Annotated in this window: 12 protein-coding genes and 2 pseudogenes; 11 read left to right on the forward strand and 3 right to left on the reverse strand. The window is 72.9% G+C overall.

The window, feature by feature from the left end; genetic code table 11:
• The coding region (locus tag ACZ52J_RS24525) for an ROK family protein (RefSeq protein WP_465621703.1) at positions 1–472 on the forward strand (472 nt) is incomplete at its 5' end.
• Between the two features lie 21 nt (positions 473–493).
• Here ACZ52J_RS24525 and ACZ52J_RS24530 read toward each other — a convergent pair.
• Positions 494–2,497, reverse strand: coding sequence for an alpha-amylase family protein (locus ACZ52J_RS24530; RefSeq protein WP_465621705.1), 2,004 nt, complete (start codon positions 2,495–2,497; stop codon positions 494–496).
• A 239-nt stretch (positions 2,498–2,736) separates the two neighbouring features.
• On the opposite strand from ACZ52J_RS24530, the pseudogene ACZ52J_RS24535 reads away from it, so the two are divergent.
• Together ACZ52J_RS24535 and ACZ52J_RS24540 are read left to right on the forward strand one after the other, a co-directional pair.
• Positions 2,737–3,153: pseudogene (locus ACZ52J_RS24535) on the forward strand (SDR family oxidoreductase); the annotation flags it as partial.
• Positions 3,150–4,148: an aldo/keto reductase gene (locus ACZ52J_RS24540; RefSeq protein ID WP_465621707.1), complete on the forward strand. Its 999-nt coding sequence runs from the start codon at positions 3,150–3,152 to the stop codon at positions 4,146–4,148. The pseudogene ACZ52J_RS24535 and the gene ACZ52J_RS24540, both read left to right, overlap by 4 nt.
• A 296-nt stretch (positions 4,149–4,444) precedes the next feature.
• Here ACZ52J_RS24540 and ACZ52J_RS24545 read toward each other — a convergent pair.
• Positions 4,445–6,846: pseudogene (locus tag ACZ52J_RS24545) on the reverse strand (SpoIIE family protein phosphatase).
• A 383-nt stretch (positions 6,847–7,229) separates the two neighbouring features.
• On the opposite strand from ACZ52J_RS24545, the gene ACZ52J_RS24550 reads away from it, so the two are divergent.
• The 8 genes from ACZ52J_RS24550 to aspA all read left to right on the forward strand — a co-directional run bounded on the left by ACZ52J_RS24550 (position 7,230) and on the right by aspA (position 17,413).
• Positions 7,230–7,964, forward strand: a complete 735-nt coding sequence (locus ACZ52J_RS24550) for a FadR/GntR family transcriptional regulator (protein WP_465621709.1) — start codon at positions 7,230–7,232, stop codon at positions 7,962–7,964.
• A gap of 35 nt (positions 7,965–7,999) precedes the next feature.
• Positions 8,000–8,251 (forward strand): hypothetical protein, encoded by a 252-nt coding sequence (locus ACZ52J_RS24555; RefSeq protein ID WP_465621711.1) that lies wholly within the window; start codon positions 8,000–8,002, stop codon positions 8,249–8,251.
• Positions 8,252–8,313: 62 nt separating this feature from the next.
• Positions 8,314–10,731: a glycoside hydrolase family 95 protein gene (locus tag ACZ52J_RS24560; RefSeq protein WP_465621713.1), complete on the forward strand. Its 2,418-nt coding sequence runs from the start codon at positions 8,314–8,316 to the stop codon at positions 10,729–10,731.
• A gap of 458 nt (positions 10,732–11,189) precedes the next feature.
• The gene (locus ACZ52J_RS24565; RefSeq protein ID WP_465621715.1) at positions 11,190–12,449 is read left to right on the forward strand and encodes a hypothetical protein; all 1,260 of its coding nucleotides are present in this window, start codon (positions 11,190–11,192) and stop codon (positions 12,447–12,449) included.
• A gap of 221 nt (positions 12,450–12,670) precedes the next feature.
• Positions 12,671–13,402, forward strand: a complete 732-nt coding sequence (locus tag ACZ52J_RS24570; RefSeq protein WP_360500133.1) for a FadR/GntR family transcriptional regulator — start codon at positions 12,671–12,673, stop codon at positions 13,400–13,402.
• A complete protein-coding gene (locus tag ACZ52J_RS24575; RefSeq protein WP_360500136.1) occupies positions 13,399–14,838 on the forward strand; it encodes an amino acid permease in 1,440 nt (479 codons plus the stop codon). Before ACZ52J_RS24570 ends, ACZ52J_RS24575 begins: the two co-directional genes overlap by 4 nt.
• A gap of 102 nt (positions 14,839–14,940) precedes the next feature.
• The gene (locus tag ACZ52J_RS24580) at positions 14,941–15,957 is read left to right on the forward strand and encodes an asparaginase (protein WP_465621717.1); all 1,017 of its coding nucleotides are present in this window, start codon (positions 14,941–14,943) and stop codon (positions 15,955–15,957) included.
• Positions 15,958–16,003: 46 nt separating this feature from the next.
• Positions 16,004–17,413 carry an aspartate ammonia-lyase gene (gene aspA / locus ACZ52J_RS24585; protein ID WP_465621719.1) on the forward strand — a complete coding sequence of 470 codons (1,410 nt, stop codon included), beginning with the start codon at positions 16,004–16,006 and terminating at the stop codon, positions 17,411–17,413.
• Between the two features lie 207 nt (positions 17,414–17,620).
• Here aspA and ACZ52J_RS24590 read toward each other — a convergent pair whose 3' ends face one another.
• Complete coding sequence (locus ACZ52J_RS24590) at positions 17,621–18,112, reverse strand: universal stress protein (protein WP_465621721.1); 492 nt, start codon at positions 18,110–18,112, stop codon at positions 17,621–17,623.
• Between the last annotated feature and the right edge of the window lie 4 nt (positions 18,113–18,116).

The raw sequence follows: 18,116 nt of genomic DNA on the forward strand, positions 1-18,116 counted from the left end.
CGAGGGTGGTTGCGCGCTCGTTGGAGACGGTGAGGAACGGAAGGAAGACGTCCGACTCCCCTCTCGGGACCTCGCCGACCCCTCCTCCCCTGGCGCCCGCGGCGGTGCCGCCGGGGCCGGACCGGCCCCGGCGGGGGACCCGGTCGCCCTGCTGGCCGAGCGGGCGGCCGCCGGGCACGCGCCCACCCTGGCGGCGCTGGACCGCGCCGGGCAAGCGCTGGGCCTCGCCCTCGCCTCGGCCGTGGAACTCATCGACCCGGACGGTCTGGTCCTCGGCGGCGCCTACGCCGAACTCGCCGACTGGCTGCTCCCTTCCGTGCGCGCCGAGTTGGCCGCCCGGGTCACCGTGCGGCCGTGGGCCCCGGAGGCGCTGCGCCCGTCCGCGCTGGGGCGGCGCGGGCCGCTGCTGGGCGCGGCGCTGACGACGGTCCGCCGGATCATGGCGGACCCGACCCTGCTGCCCGTCGGCTGACCCGGGACCCGTACCGCGTGGTCAGTCGTGCTCGACCACGACCATCGCGTGCCCGTCCACCGTGGTGACCCGTACGTGGACGTACTCGCCGTCGTGCTGCCAGGCGAGCTCCTGCCCGGCGGGCTGCAGCCGCACCGAGCGCGGCGCGGCGGCGAGCCGGACGGCGACGGGCACGTCGACCAACGGGAACGGGTCGTGCACCAGGTCAAGTTCCGGGGTCTCCCGGGAGGGGACGAAGCTGACCAGGTGCACCACGGTGCCCGTGGCGGTCCGGACGACCGTGGTCTCCAGGTGGACCGGCCCGCCGGCGCGCAGGAGCGGGTCCGGCAGGAGCCGGTCCAGGGCCGCGCCGAGCAGCCGGCGGTACGCTTCCAGGCCGTGCTCGTGGAAGGCCTCCAGCAGCGGCACGGTCACCACGGCCACCCCGTCGCCGACGACGACGGCCACCTCGTCGGTCGGGTCGGCCGGGGGAGTGTAGGAGTGGCCGCAGAAGCGGTCCCAGGAGCGCGGGAAGTACGGTGCCACGACCCGGGCCAGGACGTCGGCGCCGGGCAGCGCCCGGGCGGTCAGCCGGGATCCGTGGCTGATGACCGGGAAGTCCTCCGGGACGCCGGGGACGTCCTGGCAGGCGAGGAAGACCTCGCCGGCCGGAGCCGGGGCCAGGTCCTCGACCGGGAGGTCGGGCAGGGCCGGCTCCGTACCGTTCCTGAGCAGCGCGGGCCCGACCAGCAGCACGGCGCCACCGGCCCGCCGGTACTCCTGCAGGCGCTCGGCGAGGGCGTCGTCGACCGTCGTGGTCTCCGGCACCACGACGGCCCGGTACCCGCCGAGGTCGGCGGTCGGCGGGACCACGTCGAACTGCGCGCGGAGTTGCTGCAGCGCCCGTACGGCGCCGATGTTGCTCGCGCCGGGGTTGTCGCCGAGGCCCGGGTCGACGACCACGGCGAGCTCGCTGACGACGCGGCCGGCGTCGAGGAAGGGCTCGCACTCCTCGATGTGCCGGTAGACCGAGCCGATGAGCTCGTACACCGCGGGGGCGGGCACGCCCCGCGGGTGCAGCACGTCGCCGACGCCGCTGGTCAGACCGTGGCTCAGCATCTGGCTGCTCTCGTAGAGCAGCGCCGCCCGGGGCTTGAGGCCGGCGTTGTCGCCCCAGCTCTCGTGGAACCGCCCGGTGTGGCTGAGGGTCGGAAGCCCCAGCGGGCGGACGAAGCGGGCCACGTACGGAAGGAAGGCGTAGCCCCAGCCGCCGGTGGGCAGCCCCTCGATCTCGACGTGCCGGACGAACTGCCGCTCGTCGGGCAGTCCGGTCTTCGGGCGGCCGTTGAACCAGACGCCCTGGGCGGCGTCCGGGGGCAGGGCCTTCTCCACCATCGCCGAGTAGCGGGCCATGTAGCGCCGGGCCACCAGGTCCGCGTAGCGGGCCCGGTGGTCGGCGTCGGCCGGGTCCAGTCCCTCGCGGCGCATCCCGTCGACCGCCCAGCGGCTGACACTCGGCTGGTTCCAGCACATGTCGATGAAGATCCCGTCGACCGGGGCGAAGCGCCGCAGCACCTCGTCCAACTGGTCGGCGAAGTAGTCGGCGTAGGGGCTGGACAGGTCGAGGACGTTCCAGCCCGCCTCGAACGCCGAGGTGGTCCAGCGGCTGATCTTCAGGTTCTCGTCGTGCGCGACCCACTCGGGGTGCTCCCGGGCGGCGTACTCGTCGACCTGGAGGGAGAGGTAGATCGGCGCGCGGATACCCACGGAGTGCAGGGCTTCCACCTGCTCGGTGAGCAGGTCCAGGTCGGGGGCGAGGCCGGGGTGGCGCTCGGGCCGGTCGGTCCCGTAGTAGAGGTGGCCGTGGTGGCACTTGGCGAAGACGGTGACGCTGTCGACGTGGGCGTCCCGGAAGGTCTGCGCGAAGGTCACCGGGTCGAAGTCCCGGCCCACGTCCGGGATGTCGGGGCTGGTGTGGAAGTCCAGGTGCACGGTGCGGCGGGGGAAGTGACCGGGGCTGTGAGCGTTCACAATACCATGAGTCATGGGATGGATTTATAGGAGGTGCACGCTGAGGTGTCCAGAGGTTCGAGGCAGGAGCTGTGAAACTGCCCGCCGGTGAGCAATCATCAGAGGGATCATTGCGACGCCCACCGCCGCCTCGTATGGTCAGGCATCTCGGATTCATCCGATGTCTTGATGGGAGCCCCCACATGAGGCTGCTGCGAATCGGCGCCCCCGGAGCGGAGACGCCGATCGTCCGCGATGGGGGCGGAGCGACCTTCGCCCTACCCCACCTCCAGCGCTCCGCCGCCGCTTCGGTGGTCAACACCTGCTCCATCGCCGCCACCGCCGGCCTGCCGCGGCGGGCGCTCTACTCGGCGACCAAGAGCGCGGTCCTGTCGCTCCCCCTGGCCATGGCCGCCGACCACGTCCGCGAGGGCATCCGGGTCAACTGCGTCAACCCCGGCACCGTGGACACCCCGTGGGTCGGCCGGCTGCTGGACACCACGGACGACCCGGCCGCCGAGCGTGCGGCGCTGAGCGGCCGCCAGCCGCACGGACGCCTGGTCACCGCCGAGGAGGTGGCCGCCGCCATCACCTACCCGGCCTCCCCCTCGGCCGGCAGCACCACCGGTACGGCGCTGCAGGTCGACGGTGGGATGGCGGGGCTGCGGCTGCGGCCGGAGCCCTGGCCGTGATCGCGCGCCAACGGCCCCTCGGGCCCAGCGGGGTCACGGTCGGCGAACTCGCCTTCGGCGCGGCAGGCATCGGCAACCTGTTCACCCCGGTGACCGATGCCGACGCGGAGGAGGCCGTCACCGCCGCCTGGAAGTCCGGCGTACGGTACTTCGACACCGCCCCGCACTACGGCCTGGGCCTGTCCGAGCGGCGGCTCGGCCGGGCCCTGCGCGGCCGCCCCAGGGACGAGTACGTCCTGTCCACCAAGGTCGGCCGGCTGCTGCGCCCGGCACCGGAGCCGGGTGGCGACGACCTCGCCCACGGCTTCGCCGTCCCCGCCACCCAGCACCGGGTCCGGGACTTCAGCGCCGTGGGCGTCCGCCGCTCGATCGAGGACAGCCTGGGGCGGCTCGGCCTGGACCGGATCGACGTCGTCTACCTGCACGACCCGGACGACCACGCGGAGCAGGCACTCGCCGAGGCGTACCCGGAACTGGCCCGGCTGCGCGCCGAAGGCATGGTCGGCGCGATCGGCGTCGGGATAAACCAGGCCGGACTCCTCGCCCGGTTCATCCGCGAGGCCGACCTGGACGCCGTCCTCCTGGCCGGCCGCTACAGCCTGCTCGACCAGCGCGGACTCACCGAGCTGCTGCCGCTGGCCGCCGCACGCGGCGTCGGCGTCGTCATCGGCGGCGTCTTCAACTCCGGCCTGCTCGCCGACCCGCGGCCCGGCGCCACCTTCGACTACACCGCCGCGCCCGAGGAGTTGCTCACCCGTGCCCTGCACCTCAGGACCGTCTGCGAGAAGCACGGCGTGCCGCTGCGTGCCGCGGCGCTGCACTTCCCGTTCGGGCACCCCGCCGTGGTGAGCGTGCTGGTCGGCACCCGCAACGCCGCCGAGGTCCGGGACGCGGCCGCCATGCTCCGGCACCGTGTCCCGGACGAACTGTGGGCGGAACTGAAGGACCGCGACCTGCTCCCACCGGGCGTCCCGACCCCGCAGGAGGCGCACTGATGCGTCGCGCTGTTCATCACCTGCTTCGACGACACCCTGCTCCCCCTCGGCCGGGCTCCCCGTGGTGTGGGAACCGGGGCCATGACGGCCGCCCGGTCCGGCCCCGGTGCCCGGAACCCCCGCGGCCCGGCCGGGCAGAACCCCTGTGCTGCGAAGATCAGATGACCAGCGCCCCGGACGCTCTGCGACCGCCGCCCCACCGGTGGGGCGAAGACCTTGTCACTCCACAGGCGCGGACGTCTTCCGTTCCCGCCGTGTCCGGGCTCCACCGCCGCGGGCCGGGACCGCGGGCGGGCTCACATCGAGCCGAGGGTCTGGGCGCACCAGATCGTCTTGCCGTTGGTGGAGTGCCGGGTGCCCCAGCCCCGGGTGAGCTGGGCCACGAGCATCAGGCCCCGGCCGCCCTCGTCGAAGGCGCGGGCCCGGCGTAGGTGCGGGCTCGTGGAGCTGGCGTCGGAGACCTCGCAGATCAGCGCGGTGTCGCGGATCAGCCGCAGCCTGATCGGCGGCGCGCCGTACTTGATGGCATTGGTGACCAGTTCGCTGACGACCAGCTCGGTGACGAACGCCTCCTCCTCCAGGCCCCAGGCGGCCAGTTGGTCGGCGGCCAGCCGCCTGGCGTGCGCCACCTGGGAGACGTCGGGCTCGACGCCCCAGTCGGCGACGTGCCCGGGATCCAGCGCATGGGTGCGGGCGAGCAGCAGGGCCGCGTCGTCGGTGCGGTGGTCGGGGAGGAGGGCCTTCATCGCGGTGTCGCAGAGCGCCTCCAGCGAGGCGGCCGGTTCGCTCAGGATCCGGAGCAGGTCGATGACCCCCTGCTCGGCGTCGCGCTCACGGTTCTCCACCAGCCCGTCGGTGTAGAGGGCGAGCAGGCTGCCTTCGGGCAGCTCGATCTCGGTCGCTTCGAACGGCAGCCCGCCGACGCCGAGTGGGGGCCCCGATTGCGCGAGGACCGAGGTACTGGTGCCGTCCGGCGCGATGACCAGCGGCAGCGGATGACCCGCACTCGCCATGGCGCAGCGGCGGGAGACCGGGTCGTAGACGGCGTACAGACAGGTGGCACCGATTTCGCCGGTCGACTCGAAACCGCCTTCGGGCCGGGCCTCGTCGGGCAGGTGGAGCACCAGGTCGTCCAGGTGGGTGAGCAGTTCGTCGGGCGGCAGGTCGACGTCGGCCAGGGTGCGGACGGCGGTGCGCAGCCGGCCCATGCTGGCCGAGGCGTGCACGCCGTGGCCGACGACGTCGCCGACGACCAGCGCGACCCGCGCGCCGGACAGTGCGATGACGTCGAACCAGTCTCCGCCCACGCCCACGCCGGCCCCGGCGGGCAGGTACCCGGAGGCCATGTCGACCGCCCCGTGGCCCGGCAACCGCTGTGGCAGCAGACTGCGTTGCAGGGTCAGCGCGGTGGTGTGCTCGCGGGTGTAGCGGCGGGCGTTGTCGATGGCGACGGCGGCCTTGGCGGCCAGTTCCTCGGCGAGGATCAGGTCGTCGGCGGTGAAGGCCTCGGGCCGGTCGCTACGGGCGAAGGCGACGACGCCGAGCAGTGCGCCGCGAGCCAGCAGCGGCACGGTGATCCGGCCGGTCAGCCCCTGCGCGGCGATGGTCCGGTCGATCGTCGGGTTGCCCGGCGGCCAGTGGGCCGGGTCGGCCGCGAGCCCGGGACCGAAGGCCCATTCGCCGCCCTGGTCGGGTTCGGCGGCGAGCTGGACCATGGACCTGCCGGTGGCCATGCAGCGGGCCGGGACGGAACCGAGGGCGTAGACGACGGGCGTCCCGGATCCGGAAGGCCAGCCGGGGTGGTCCCGCGCGGTGTGCCGGGCGGCCCGGTTGAGCGTGATGGATCCGCCGGTGGTGATCGTGGCGGGCGAGGGCGGTTCCTCCCCGCGCAGCACCTCGTCGAAGAGGTCGACGGTGACGAGGTCGACGAAGCCGGGGACCGAGGTGCGGGCCAGTTCCTCCGCGGTGCTGATCACGTCGAGGGTCCGGCCGATGCCGCTGCTGGCCTCGTTGAGGATGAGCAGGCGTTGGCGGGCCCAGTACTCGGCGCTCATGTCGAAGCCCCAGTTGGCGACCGCGCGGACCCTGCCCCCGGCGTCCCGGACGGGCCACATGCTGGTGGCCCAGGCGTTGGCGTAGGCGCTGCCGAGCGGGCGGAAGACCGTGATGAGACGCGCGGCCTGCCCCGTCCTCGCCACCTCGGAGAGCTGGTGGGTGTACGCGGCGTCGTCCAGCTCGGGGAACAGCTCGCGGTACTTTTCGCCGAGCACCTGTTCCTCCGAGTGCGCTATCACCCGGCACGCGGCGCCATTGATCCACAGGAACCGCAGCTCGGGGTCGTAGATCCCCAGGGCGAAGGGGCACTGCTCGAAGGCCCGGTCGGCGATCACCGGGCGGCGCCCCCAGCGCTGGACGGTCATCACGCGGCCCGTTGCCAGGCCGTCCGCACCGCGCAGCGGGTGGGTCGTCACCACGGCCTCCACCGTGGAACCGTCCCGGTGGCGCAGGGTGACCAGAGGGTCCGGTTCGGAGTCGCCGCCCCCGGGGAATCCGGGCGGGGGATCGACCAGCAGGTCGGTCACGGGACGGCCGACGACCTCCCGCGCCGTCCAGCCCAGCAGGAGCAGCCCGCCCTCGCTCCAGGCGCTCACCAGGCCGTCCGAGCCACCACGACAACAGCCGTAGGCGCGTCCCGCATGCCAGCCGAATCCACGTGCCAGACCTCCGCCCGGGCAGCCGCGCACGCCGGAACCGGATTCCGGCGCCTGCGTTCCAGCCTAGGTCGGGCCCCCGCCGCTCGCGCACCCAGTCACAACGGGCAGGGGAAGGGCCGTGATCGAGTACGGCGGGAGCGGCTGGGCACCCGCCGTGCCCCGCGCCGCCGTGGTCAGTCCGGTGCCGCCCTTGCCGTACGAGACGGTGGTGGCCGTCAAGACATGGGATGGATCGGCGGGAGATCCAGCCTTGGATGTCCACTGGAACGGCCGGTGAGTGGGAACGTGCCTGCTCGCGTACGGGAGGTGCGAAGGAGTGGGCGTCGGATGCCTTCCAGGACATGGGATGGCCTGCTACGTTGACGTCGTGTCCCTGACTGACAAAGCCATCGCCCGCATCCGTCAGCTGATCCGGGAGGGCGAGCTGCCGCCCGGCTCGAAGCTGCCCCCCGAGCAGCAGCTCGCGGCCGAGCTGGGCCTGTCCCGGAACCTGATGCGCGAGGCGGTCAAGGCGCTCGTCGTCGCGCGGGTCCTGGAGATCCGGCGGGGGGACGGCACCTATGTGACCAGCCTCGCGCCCGGTCTGCTGCTGGAGGGGCTCGGCGGCGCGGTCGAACTGCTGCAGGGGGACACCGTCCTCGAACTCACCGAGGTGCGCAGGCTCTTCGAGCCGGTCGCCACCGCGCTGGCCGCCACCCGCGGCACCGACGAGGACTTCGCGGAGGTGGAACGCCATCTGGCGGCCATGCGGGACGCGCGGGACGACGTCGAGCTACTCATCCGGCACGACGCGGCCTTCCACCGGGCCGTGGTCCGCGCCACCCGCAACGAGACCCTGGCCACGCTGCTGGAGCACATCTCCGGGCGCACGCTGCGGGCCCGGGTCTGGCGGGGCCGGGCGGACGCCGACGCGGCCGGCAGGACCATCGCCGAGCACCAGGCGATCCTCGAGGCCCTCACCGCCCGCGACCCCGACCTCGCCCAGGCCGCGGCCCTGATGCACGTCCACACCACCGAACGCTGGCTGCGCGACCACCTGGCCGAGGGCGACGAGATCCCCGACTCGCCGTCCGGACCGCAGCAGGACCGGACCCGTACCTGATCATCCGTCAACCATCGATCGAGGAGCGACCGCGGGTGGGAGTCGACGCGCGCCACCAGGTGTGGGACCTGACCCGGCGCCCGCACTCCTGGCTCGACGCAGCGGAGCCGGCAGCCGTCCGGCGTGACTTCGGGCCGTCCGACCTGGCCCCCCGGGCCCGAGCGGCGGGCATCGACCGCACCGTGCTGGTGCAGGTCCTGCCGGATGCCGCCGAGACCGAGGAGTTCCTCGCCCTGGCCGCCCTTGCGGACACCGGCCGCCGACGCACCGTCGGTACCGCCCCCTGACCTCCTTCTTCCGGCCCGTCCACCCGGACGCCGGACCCCGCCGCCACGATCGGAATGACAACGTGCCCACGGACACCCAGCAGCCCGCCACGGCTCCGCTCTGGTACCGGCGCGCCGCCGCCGACTTCCTGGAAGCGCTTCCCCTTGGCAACGGCCGGCTCGGCGCCATGACGTACGGAGGCGTGCACACCGAGCGGATCGAGCTCAACGCGGACACCCTGTGGTCGGGCGGTCCCGGTCCCCGGGACCGGGCAGGCGCCGCCGACCACCTGTCCGCCCTGCGGGACGCGGTGCTGCGCGACCGCGACCACGCCGGCGCCCACGCGATCGCCACGGCCCACTTCCAGGGCCCCGACACCGAGGCGTACCAGCCGCTCGCCACCCTCCTGCTGACCTTCCCGTCCTGCGGCGAGGACGACGCCGCCGACTACCGGCGCGAGCTGGACCTCGACGAGGCCGTGCACACCGTGTCCTTCACGTCAGGAGGAGTCCGGTACCGGCGGGAGGGCTTCGTGTCCGCGCCCGCGGGCGTGCTGGCCGTCCGCCTCGGCACGGATGCCCCCGGCGCCCTCGCCTTCCGGGTGTGCCTCACGACGCCCCATCCGGCCGCGGCCCCGACAGTCGACCCCGGATCCGGGGTGCTGTCGGTCCACGGGCGTGCCGCGCCACGCGTGTCGCCCCGGCACGGCGTGGCCCCCGTTCCCCGGGACGACGAGGGCACGGGTTTCGCCGCCGCGATACGCGTGCGGACGGTGAACGGAACCACCCGCGCCGTGGACGGCGGGATCGAGGTCACCGGCGCCGACGAGGCGGTGCTCCTGGTCGCCGTCGGCACCGGGTACCGGGACTGGCGGCAGCGGCCCGACGGCCCCGAGACGGCGCTCGCCGAGGCCCGCCGGTGGCTGGACGAGACCGGCGGGCAGGACTACGACGAGCTGCGGGCCGCGCACGTGGCCGACCACCGGCGGCTCTTCGGTGCGGCCGAACTCCGCCTCCACGGCCCGGCGGAGGCGGCGCAGCGGCCGACCGACGAGCGCCTCGTCGCCGCGAACGCGGGCGCCGAGGACCCGGGGCTCACCGCCCAGCTGTTCGCCTACGGCCGCTACCTGTTGATCGCCTCCTCCCGGCCGGGCACCCAGCCCGCCAACCTCCAGGGGATCTGGAACAACGACGTCACCCCGCCGTGGAACTCCGACTGGACGTCGAACATCAATGTCCAGATGAACTACTGGCCGGCCGAGACCACGGGCCTCGCCGAGTGCCACGAGCCGCTGTTCGACCTCGTCGCCGACCTCGCCGAGTCCGGGCGCTCCACCGCACGGGCCTACTACGACGCGCCGGGCTGGTGCTGCCACCACAACGTCGACCTCTGGCGCGCCACCAACCCCGTGTCGGGTGACCCGGTCTGGGCGCACTGGCCCATGGCCGGGCCGTGGCTCGCCGCCCACCTGTGGGACCACCACCTCTTCCACGGGGACCGCGACTTCCTGGCCGAGCGCGCCTACCCGGTCATGCGCGAGGCCGCCCGCTTCCTCACCCACCTCCTGGTCGAGGACGCCGACGGTGAGCTGCTGACCTGCCCGTCCACCTCGCCCGAGCACCACTTCAGGCTCGCCGACGGCTCCCTGGCCGCCGTCGACGCCGGCTCCACCATGGACTACTGGCTGGCCGCCGAACTCCTCGACAACACCGTCGCCGCCGCCCGCGAGCTCGGTGTCGACCACGAGCCGGCGGACGAACTGAGCCGCGTCCGCGCCCGGCTGCGTCCACCGGCGCTCGGAGCCGACGGCCGCCTGCTGGAATGGCGGGACGACCTCCCCGAGGAGGACCCCGGCCACCGCCACCTCTCCCACCTCTACGGCCTCTACCCGGGCAGCGCCGTCGACCCGCTCGGCGACACCACCCTGCTGGACGCGGCCCGCCGCGCCCTGGTCCGCCGGTTGGAACACGGCGGCGGCGGCACCGGCTGGAGCCTCGCCTGGGTCGCCGCACTCGCGGCCCGCCTGGGCGACGGCGCGCTCACCGGGCACGCCGTGGAGCGCCTGCTCGCGAGCTCGATCGCGCCCAACCTCTTCGACCTGCACCCGCCCCGGCTCTTCCAGATCGACGGCAACTTCGGCATCACCGCCGCCATCGCCGAGGCATTGCTGCAGAGCCACAACGGCATCCTGCGGCTGCTGCCCGCACTGCCCCCGTCCTGGCCTTCCGGCGACGTCCGCGGTCTGCGCGCGAGGGGCGGGCTCACGGTCGGCCTGAGCTGGCGTCAGGGCGTGCTGACCGGAGCCGAACTGCGGGCCGCCCGTGACACGACGGTCGACCTGTACCTGCCCGAGCGCGCGGGCCATCCCGTCATGACCGACGATCGGGGCGACCTGGTCGCGGTCGCCGCGGTGCCCGGCGACGCGCGCCGCCTGCGGGTCCACCTGCCGGCCGGTGGTTGCCGCCGGCTCTCCTACCCGGTGCCGGACATCGGCCACTGACTCTCGGACCTCATCCTGCAACCGGAATACGACAGCCGGCCGTCGAGCGGCCCGGACGCGGTGAGCCTCGTGAAGCGCCCCCACTGAGCCGGCGCTCCGCGAACTGCCGTCACCTGCGCCCCCAGCCGATCAGGTCGGAACTGACTGCCAGTCAATCGACGTTGCCACACGGGCCTTCGCCCGTCTCGGCCTGTCTCGCTGCCTGGCGGGTTCACGAGCCGATCCTGTGGTTCGCGGTGACGTGATGTCAAGTCGCTGTTCACCGCTCGTTCACCATGGAGGATCATCCGGATCCTGCGATCGTTGCCGAGCGGCGGCCATGTCGCATCCGCTCGTATACGGACGCATATCGTGCTCAAAGACTGCAAGTGATCGGATTTGATCGGACACGCTCCTGCAAGGCAGGCTCAGTGCCGCACAGTGGCGGATCAGCCACGGTCCGGCACGGAGGGAGCCGCATGTCCGGGACCGAGCACACCGAACCGACCGCGCACGTTGTCGTCGGGTACACCCCGCAGGAAGGTTTCGTCGCCGTCCAACTCAGCCCGCCTCCGGCGGAGTACGTGTGGCACGACCGGCAGGCCGAGCACCACGAGCAGCGCTTCGGCCCGGGCAACGGCTACCAGCAGTGGCTGGCCGTCGACGTCGACACGGGTGCCGTGTGGTTCGGGGACACCGACTGGCGCACGCAGGGTGGGGATGCCGGCCCCTGGCTGCCGGGCCGCCGCCGGGCCGAGGTCGGGGACGGCGCCCTGCCGTCCCCGACCGTGTTGGTGCACCCGTTCGACCATCGCGTCATCGACGGCCAGGGCGCCGATACCTGGCGGTTCTTCGGCGTGGACGAACTCCACGCACTGGCCCGGCGGGTGCTGCCCCTGGTCCAGCGGGTGATCGGGTCCCTTCATCGTGTGGGCCGGACCGAGGACCTGGAGTGGTCCGCCGAGGCCGCCACGGCCTGGACCGATCTCGAGCAGGCCTGCCGCTTCACGCTCGACGCGGCGGGAACGGTGACCTGGGCCGGAGCCGGCGCGAGCCGGGTTCCCGGATGGCGCATCGAGGTGGCGGACTTCCTCGCGCGGAACCCGGAGCTGTGTGACCCGGCCTGGGCGACGGCTACCGACGCCGAACTGGACGCCTACGCCGCCTACGAACCCGATTCCGGCTACGGAGGCGTGCCGGGACGGATGTGTGCTCCCGTGGACGTCCGTATCGAGGAGGGCTATACCTTCTACGGCCACCGCGCGGCCCTGTACGCCTACCGGGCGGCCGCGTGCGGCGACCGCACACCGGTCGAAGCCGGGCTCTGGCTCCGGGGCAGCGAGGCCGGACGGAGCAGTTGGAAGGCCGCGAAGGTCGTGGGTGCGAGTCTCGCCGACGCCACCGACTGCGTGTTGAGCCACCTCGCCGACACGTTCCGCAGCGCCGCGCTCGACGAAGGCGTGGTCCTCACCGGCCTGATGGCCTACCTTCGGGAACAGCGGGCCGAGGAGCGAGGGGCGGTCGACGAGACGCTCGTTGCCACCGGCCTGGAGCTGAAGCGCCTCGACGAGGTGCTCAAGGAGATCCGACTCGTCCGGAACACGATCCTGACCCGGGTCCTCAGCTGGAGCGACGGGCGGGACGACGAAGCGATCGCCCGGCTGGCGGCGATGTCTCCCGCCGCCGTGGCCGAGTGGCGGGATCGCCTCACCGCCGACGAGGGCCTCTCGCCGGAGTAGCGGGAGGCCACTGCGGGACTCGGCCCGCAGTACGGGTGCCGTCCACCTCAGGCAACGCAGCCGGCGCCTGCGCCGCGAGCATCTCCGCCAGAGCCGCCAGAGCCGGAAGGGCCCGCGGCCGCGAAGCCGAGCGCGGTGTTGAAGTCGTCGCCCCCGTACTCCAGGCGGCCCGGAAGCCGGGAGTCTTGACACCGTGGCGCCCGTGCCCCGAGGATCACCGAGTGAACCTGTCAGACAGCCAGACAGCCAGTTCGATCCCGCGGCGCATCAGCGCCACCGAAGCAGTGTTCGGCCACCTGCGCAGCGCCATCGAGCGCGGTGACTACGCGGTGGGCGACAAGCTCCCGTCCGAAGCGGAGCTGTGCCGGACCCTGGAGGTCAGCCGGCCGGTGCTGCGGGAGGCACTGCGGGCCCTCCAAGCCATGGGCCTGACCGTTTCCAAGACCGGAAAGGGCACCTTCGTCGTGGCGAACACGGTCGAGGACCCCACCTTCGGCGACTACGCGGCCAGTGACCTGCTGGAAGTGCGCCGGCACGTCGAGATCCCGGTCGCCGGGTACGCGGCGCTGCGCCGGACCCCGGGGGACCTGGACCACCTGGCCCACCTGCTCGACCGGATGGAGCGGGAGACCGACACCACCGCATGGGTCGCACTGGACACCGTGTTCCACCTGGCGGTGGCCGAGGCCGCCCAGAACCCGGTGTTCCGCCGGGTCATCGAGGAGATCCGTGACGCACTGGCGCGTCAGTCGACCTTCCTCAACGAGCTGGGCGGTCGGCGCGAGCAGTCCAACTGCGAGCACCGGGCGATCGTCGAAGCGCTGGTGGACGGTTCGGAACACGACGCCGTCGAGGCCATGTCGCACCACCTCCACCGGGTCGAGACGACCCTCACCGACATCGTGCGCCCCAAGCGGGCGGACACCCCCACGGAAGGCAGATCCGAGGCGTGAGCGAGCAGTTCCTCAAAGACGAGAACCGTCCCACGACCCGTCACGTCGATGCCGGGGACACCGGCTACAGCAAGTCCCTGAAACCCCGTCACGTCAACATGATCGCCATCGGTGGCGCGATCGGCACCGGCCTCTTCCTCGGCGCCGGCGGGCGTCTCGCCGATGCCGGCCCCTCGTTGTTCGTCGCCTACGCCGTCTGCGGCCTCTTCGCGTTCCTCGTCGTGCGGGCGCTCGGCGAGCTGGTCCTGTACCGCCCGTCCTCCGGGGCCTTCGTGTCGTACGCCCGGGAGTTCCTCGGGGAGAAGGGCGCGTACACCGCGGGCTGGATGTACTTCCTCAACTGGGCGACCACCGGCATCGCCGACATCACGGCGGTGGCGACGTACACCCACTACTGGCACCTGTTCTCCAGCGTCCCGCAGTGGGTCATCGCGCTCATAGCCCTGGCCGTGGTGCTCACCGTGAACCTGATCTCGGTGCGGATCTTCGGCGAGCTGGAGTTCTGGTTCGCCATCGTCAAGGTCAGCGCGCTGGTGGTCTTCATGGGTATCGGGATCTTCCTGCTGGTCACCCGGCACCCGGTCGACGGCACCGTACCCGGTCCGTCGCTGATCACCGACAACGGCGGCATCTTCCCCCACGGCCTGATGCCGATGCTGCTGATCATCCAGGGCGTCGTGTTCGCCTACGCCTCCGTCGAACTGGTCGGTGTCACGGCCGGGGAGACCGAGAACCCTGAGAAGATCATGCCGAAGGCGATCAACTCGATCATGTGGCGCGTGGGCCTCTTCTACGTCGGCTCGGTCGTCCTGCTGTCGATGCTGATGCCCTGGAACAGGTACACCTCCGGCCAGAGCCCCTTCGTGACCGTGCTGTCCCACATCGGTGTCCCGGCGGCCGGCAGCGTGATGAACCTGGTCGTTCTCACCGCGGCCATGTCCTCGCTCAACTCCGGCCTGTACTCCACCGGCCGCATCCTGCGCTCGATGGCCGTCAACGGGTCCGCCCCGCGCTTCACCGCCCGGATGAGCCGCACCCAGGTGCCGTACGGCGGCATCCTGCTGACCAGCGGCATGTGCGTCCTGGGTGTCGGTCTCAACTTCGTGGTGCCCGCCGACGCGTTCGAGATCGTGCTCAACCTCGCGGCGATCGGCATCATCGCCACCTGGGGCATGATCATGGTCTGCCACCTCTTCTTCTGGCGGAAGACCCGGGCCGGCGAACTGACCCGCCCCGCGTACCGCCTGCCCGGCTCCCCCTGGACCGAAATCGTGACGCTGGCCTTCCTCGCCTCCGTCCTGGTCCTCATGTACGCCGACGGCGGCGCCGGACGCACCACCGTGCTGTGCGTGCCGCTGATCGCCGCCGCACTCGTCGCCGGCTGGTACGCCGTCCGCAGGCGCCCCGCGCGCGAAGCCGCCAGGGCCGACGGCTGAACCGAGCGGCGGCCCACGACGACGCGCGGACCGCTCCCGCCGTCGCCGAGGGCCGCCGCCGGCCGACCGACCGGAAGCGCCCCACCACCGATCGAGGCAGTGATGCACAGAAGTTCCCCCGCGGACGCTCCCGCGATCCGCGAACCCCACCACGTCCCCGTCGCCCACGTCACCCGCGGCGGCATGATCGAGGGGGTCCACTACGGCTCCGTCGTCGTCCTCGCCGCGGACGGCGAAGTCCGGTTCCGGCTCGGTGACATCGAGGCCGCCTGTTACCCGCGGTCGGCCCTCAAGCCGGTCCAGGCCGTCGCCATGGTGCGGGCCGGGCTGCCGCTGGACGGCGAGCTGCTCTCCCTCGCGATGGGCAGCCACTCCGGAGAGGAACGCCACCTCGCCGGCACCCGGCGGATCCTCGAACTGGCCGGCCTCGCCGAGGAGGACCTGCGCAACGTACCGGACCACCCGTACGACCCGGCCGTCCGGGACACCTGGGTGCGAGGTGACCGGCCGCCGTCCCGGCTCGCGCAGAACTGCTCCGGCAAGCACGCCGCGATGCTCTACCTCTGCAAGCTCAACGGCTGGCCCCTGAAGACCTACCTCGACCCCCTCCATCCGCTCCAGCGGGAGATCGCCGACGTCGTCGAGGAGCTGACCGGCCAGCGCACCGCGCACACCAGCGTGGACGGCTGCGGCACCCCGCTGTTCGCGGTCTCCCTGCACGGCCTCGCCCGCGCCGCCGCCCGCATCGCCACCGCGGCGCCGGGCACCCCCGGGTTCCGGGTCGCGGAAGCGCTGCGCGGTCACCCCGAGATGGCCTCGGGCACCGGACGGGACACGGCCGCGTTGATGCGCGCGGTGCCCGGACTGCTCGCCAAGGACGGCTTCGAGGGCGTCCAGATCGCCGCGTTGCCGGACGGCCGCGCCGTCGCCGTGAAGATCGCCGACGGGGCGAACCGGGCGCGCGTCCCGGTGGCGGCCGCCGCGCTGGCGCTGGCAGGAGTCGATCCCCGGCTGCTGGTGGACTGCGCCGGCGAAGCGACGGCCGGCGGCGGCCACCGCGTCGGCGAGGTGCGCCCGGTGCCGGCACTGGCGCCGCAAGCCTGCGCTGCTCCAGCGTGACCGATCCACGACCCCGCACCCGCCTCAGGAAGAGGACCCGCACACCATGATTGCCGCCACCCGCAGCGAGCACGACCTGCTCGGAGACCGCGACATCCCCGCTGACGCCTACTGGGGCGTCCACACCTTGCGTGCCACCGAGAACTTCCCCATCACGGGCACGCCCATCTCCGCCTACCCGCACCTGATCGACGCCCTGGCCGCCGTGAAGGAGGCCGCCGCCCTCGCCAACGAGGAACTCGGCCTGCTGGAGCCGCGGAAGGCCGCCGCGATCGTCGCCGCCTGCCGCGAGATCCGCGGCGGGAAGCTGCACGACCAGTTCGTCGTCGACGTCATCCAGGGCGGCGCCGGCACCTCGACCAACATGAACGCCAACGAGGTCGTCGCCAACCGGGCGCTGGAACTGCTCGGTCACGCCAAGGGCGAGTACCGGCACCTCCACCCCAACGAGGACGTCAACCTCGGCCAGTCCACCAACGACGTCTACCCGACCGCCGTCCGGATCGCGACCGTCGCCGCGGTGCGCGGCCTGCTCGACGCGATGGCCGTCCTCCAGGACGCCTTCGCCCGCAAGTCCGTCGAGTTCCGCGACGTGCTCAAGATGGGCCGCACCCAGCTGCAGGACGCCGTACCGATGACACTCGGGCAGGAGTTCTCCGCCTTCGCCGTCATGCTCGACGAGGACCGCAGCCGACTCGCCGAGGCCGTCGAGCTCATCCACGAGATCAACCTCGGCGCGACCGCGATCGGCACCGGCCTCAACGCCCCCGCCGGATACGCCGAAGCCTCCCGACGCCACCTCGCGGACCTCACCGGGCTGCCCCTCGTCACCGCGGCCAACCTGGTCGAAGCCACCCAGGACTGCGGCGCGTTCGTCCAGATGTCCGGTGTGCTCAAGCGCGTCGCCGTCAAGCTGTCCAAGACCTGCAACGACCTGCGACTGCTGTCCTCCGGGCCGCGCGCGGGCCTCGGCGAGATCAACCTGCCGCCGGTGCAGGCAGGTTCGAGCATCATGCCCGGCAAGGTCAACCCGGTGATCCCCGAAGTCGTCAACCAGGTCGCCTTCGAGGTGATCGGCAACGACGTTGCCGTCACCATGGCGGCCGAGGCCGGGCAGCTCCAGCTCAACGCCTTCGAGCCGATCATCCTGCACTCGCTCTCGGAGTCGATCACCCACCTGCGGGCCGCCTGCCTCACCCTCGCCGAGCGCTGCGTGGTCGGCATCACCGCCAACACCGAGGTGCTGCGCGCGACCGTCGAGAACTCCATCGGCCTGGTGACCGCCCTGAACCCGCACATCGGGTACACGGCCGCCACCGACATCGCCAAGGAGGCCCTTGCCAGTGGCCGGGGCGTGGCCGAACTCGTCCTGGAGAAGGGCCTGTTGCCGGCCGAGAGGCTCGCCGCCCTGCTGCGGCCCGAGGTCATCGCCGGTACCGGCGCGCCCGTCGCCTGAGAGCAGGCGCGGTTCGGGAGCGAACGATGCGCCGCCGCACCGGTCCCGGTGTGGCGGCGCATCGCGTCCATCCGGATCAGGCCGGACCACCCCGCGCGGCGAGTATCGGCAGCCACACGCTCCGCGCGGCTGCGTCGTCCGGCGGGCTGGTGCCGCCGAATCGCCCACCCTGGGCCGGACTCGGGCACTGAACGCCGGCCGGTCGCGTCATCGCTGGTGGGGCGGCGGGGGAGGAAGCGTGTCGGCGCCGGGTGCGGGTTCCGGCCAGACCAGCAGTACGGGGCAGGGCGCGTGGTCGACGACGAAACGGGTCGCGGGGCCGAGGCTGTGCGGGCCGAGGCGCGTCCGGTCGCCGTCGCGGGCGAGGACGAGCAACTCGGCGCCCTCGGCGGCTGCGACGACCTCGCGCTCGACCCGCCCGGTGCGCTCCACGTGGGCGCAGGGCCGCCCGAGACGCTCGGCCGCGGCGGCGAGCAGGTGCTGGGCCGAGGCCGCCGCCAGGGTCTCCACCCGGGTGCCGGGGTCGCGCTCGCGGTGGCCGCGACCGAGCAGCCCGGCGAACGCGCCGTGCGCGACGCCGGGGATCTCCTGGCCGCTGACGTGGAGCAGGACGATCTCCGCCTCCCGGGGTGCGTGGACGCGGGCGGCGTCCACGCAGGCGGGCCAGGTGCCTTCGGTGATCCAGACGACGACGGTCACGCGG

The organism is Kitasatospora sp. NPDC034035 (assembly GCF_055575755.1).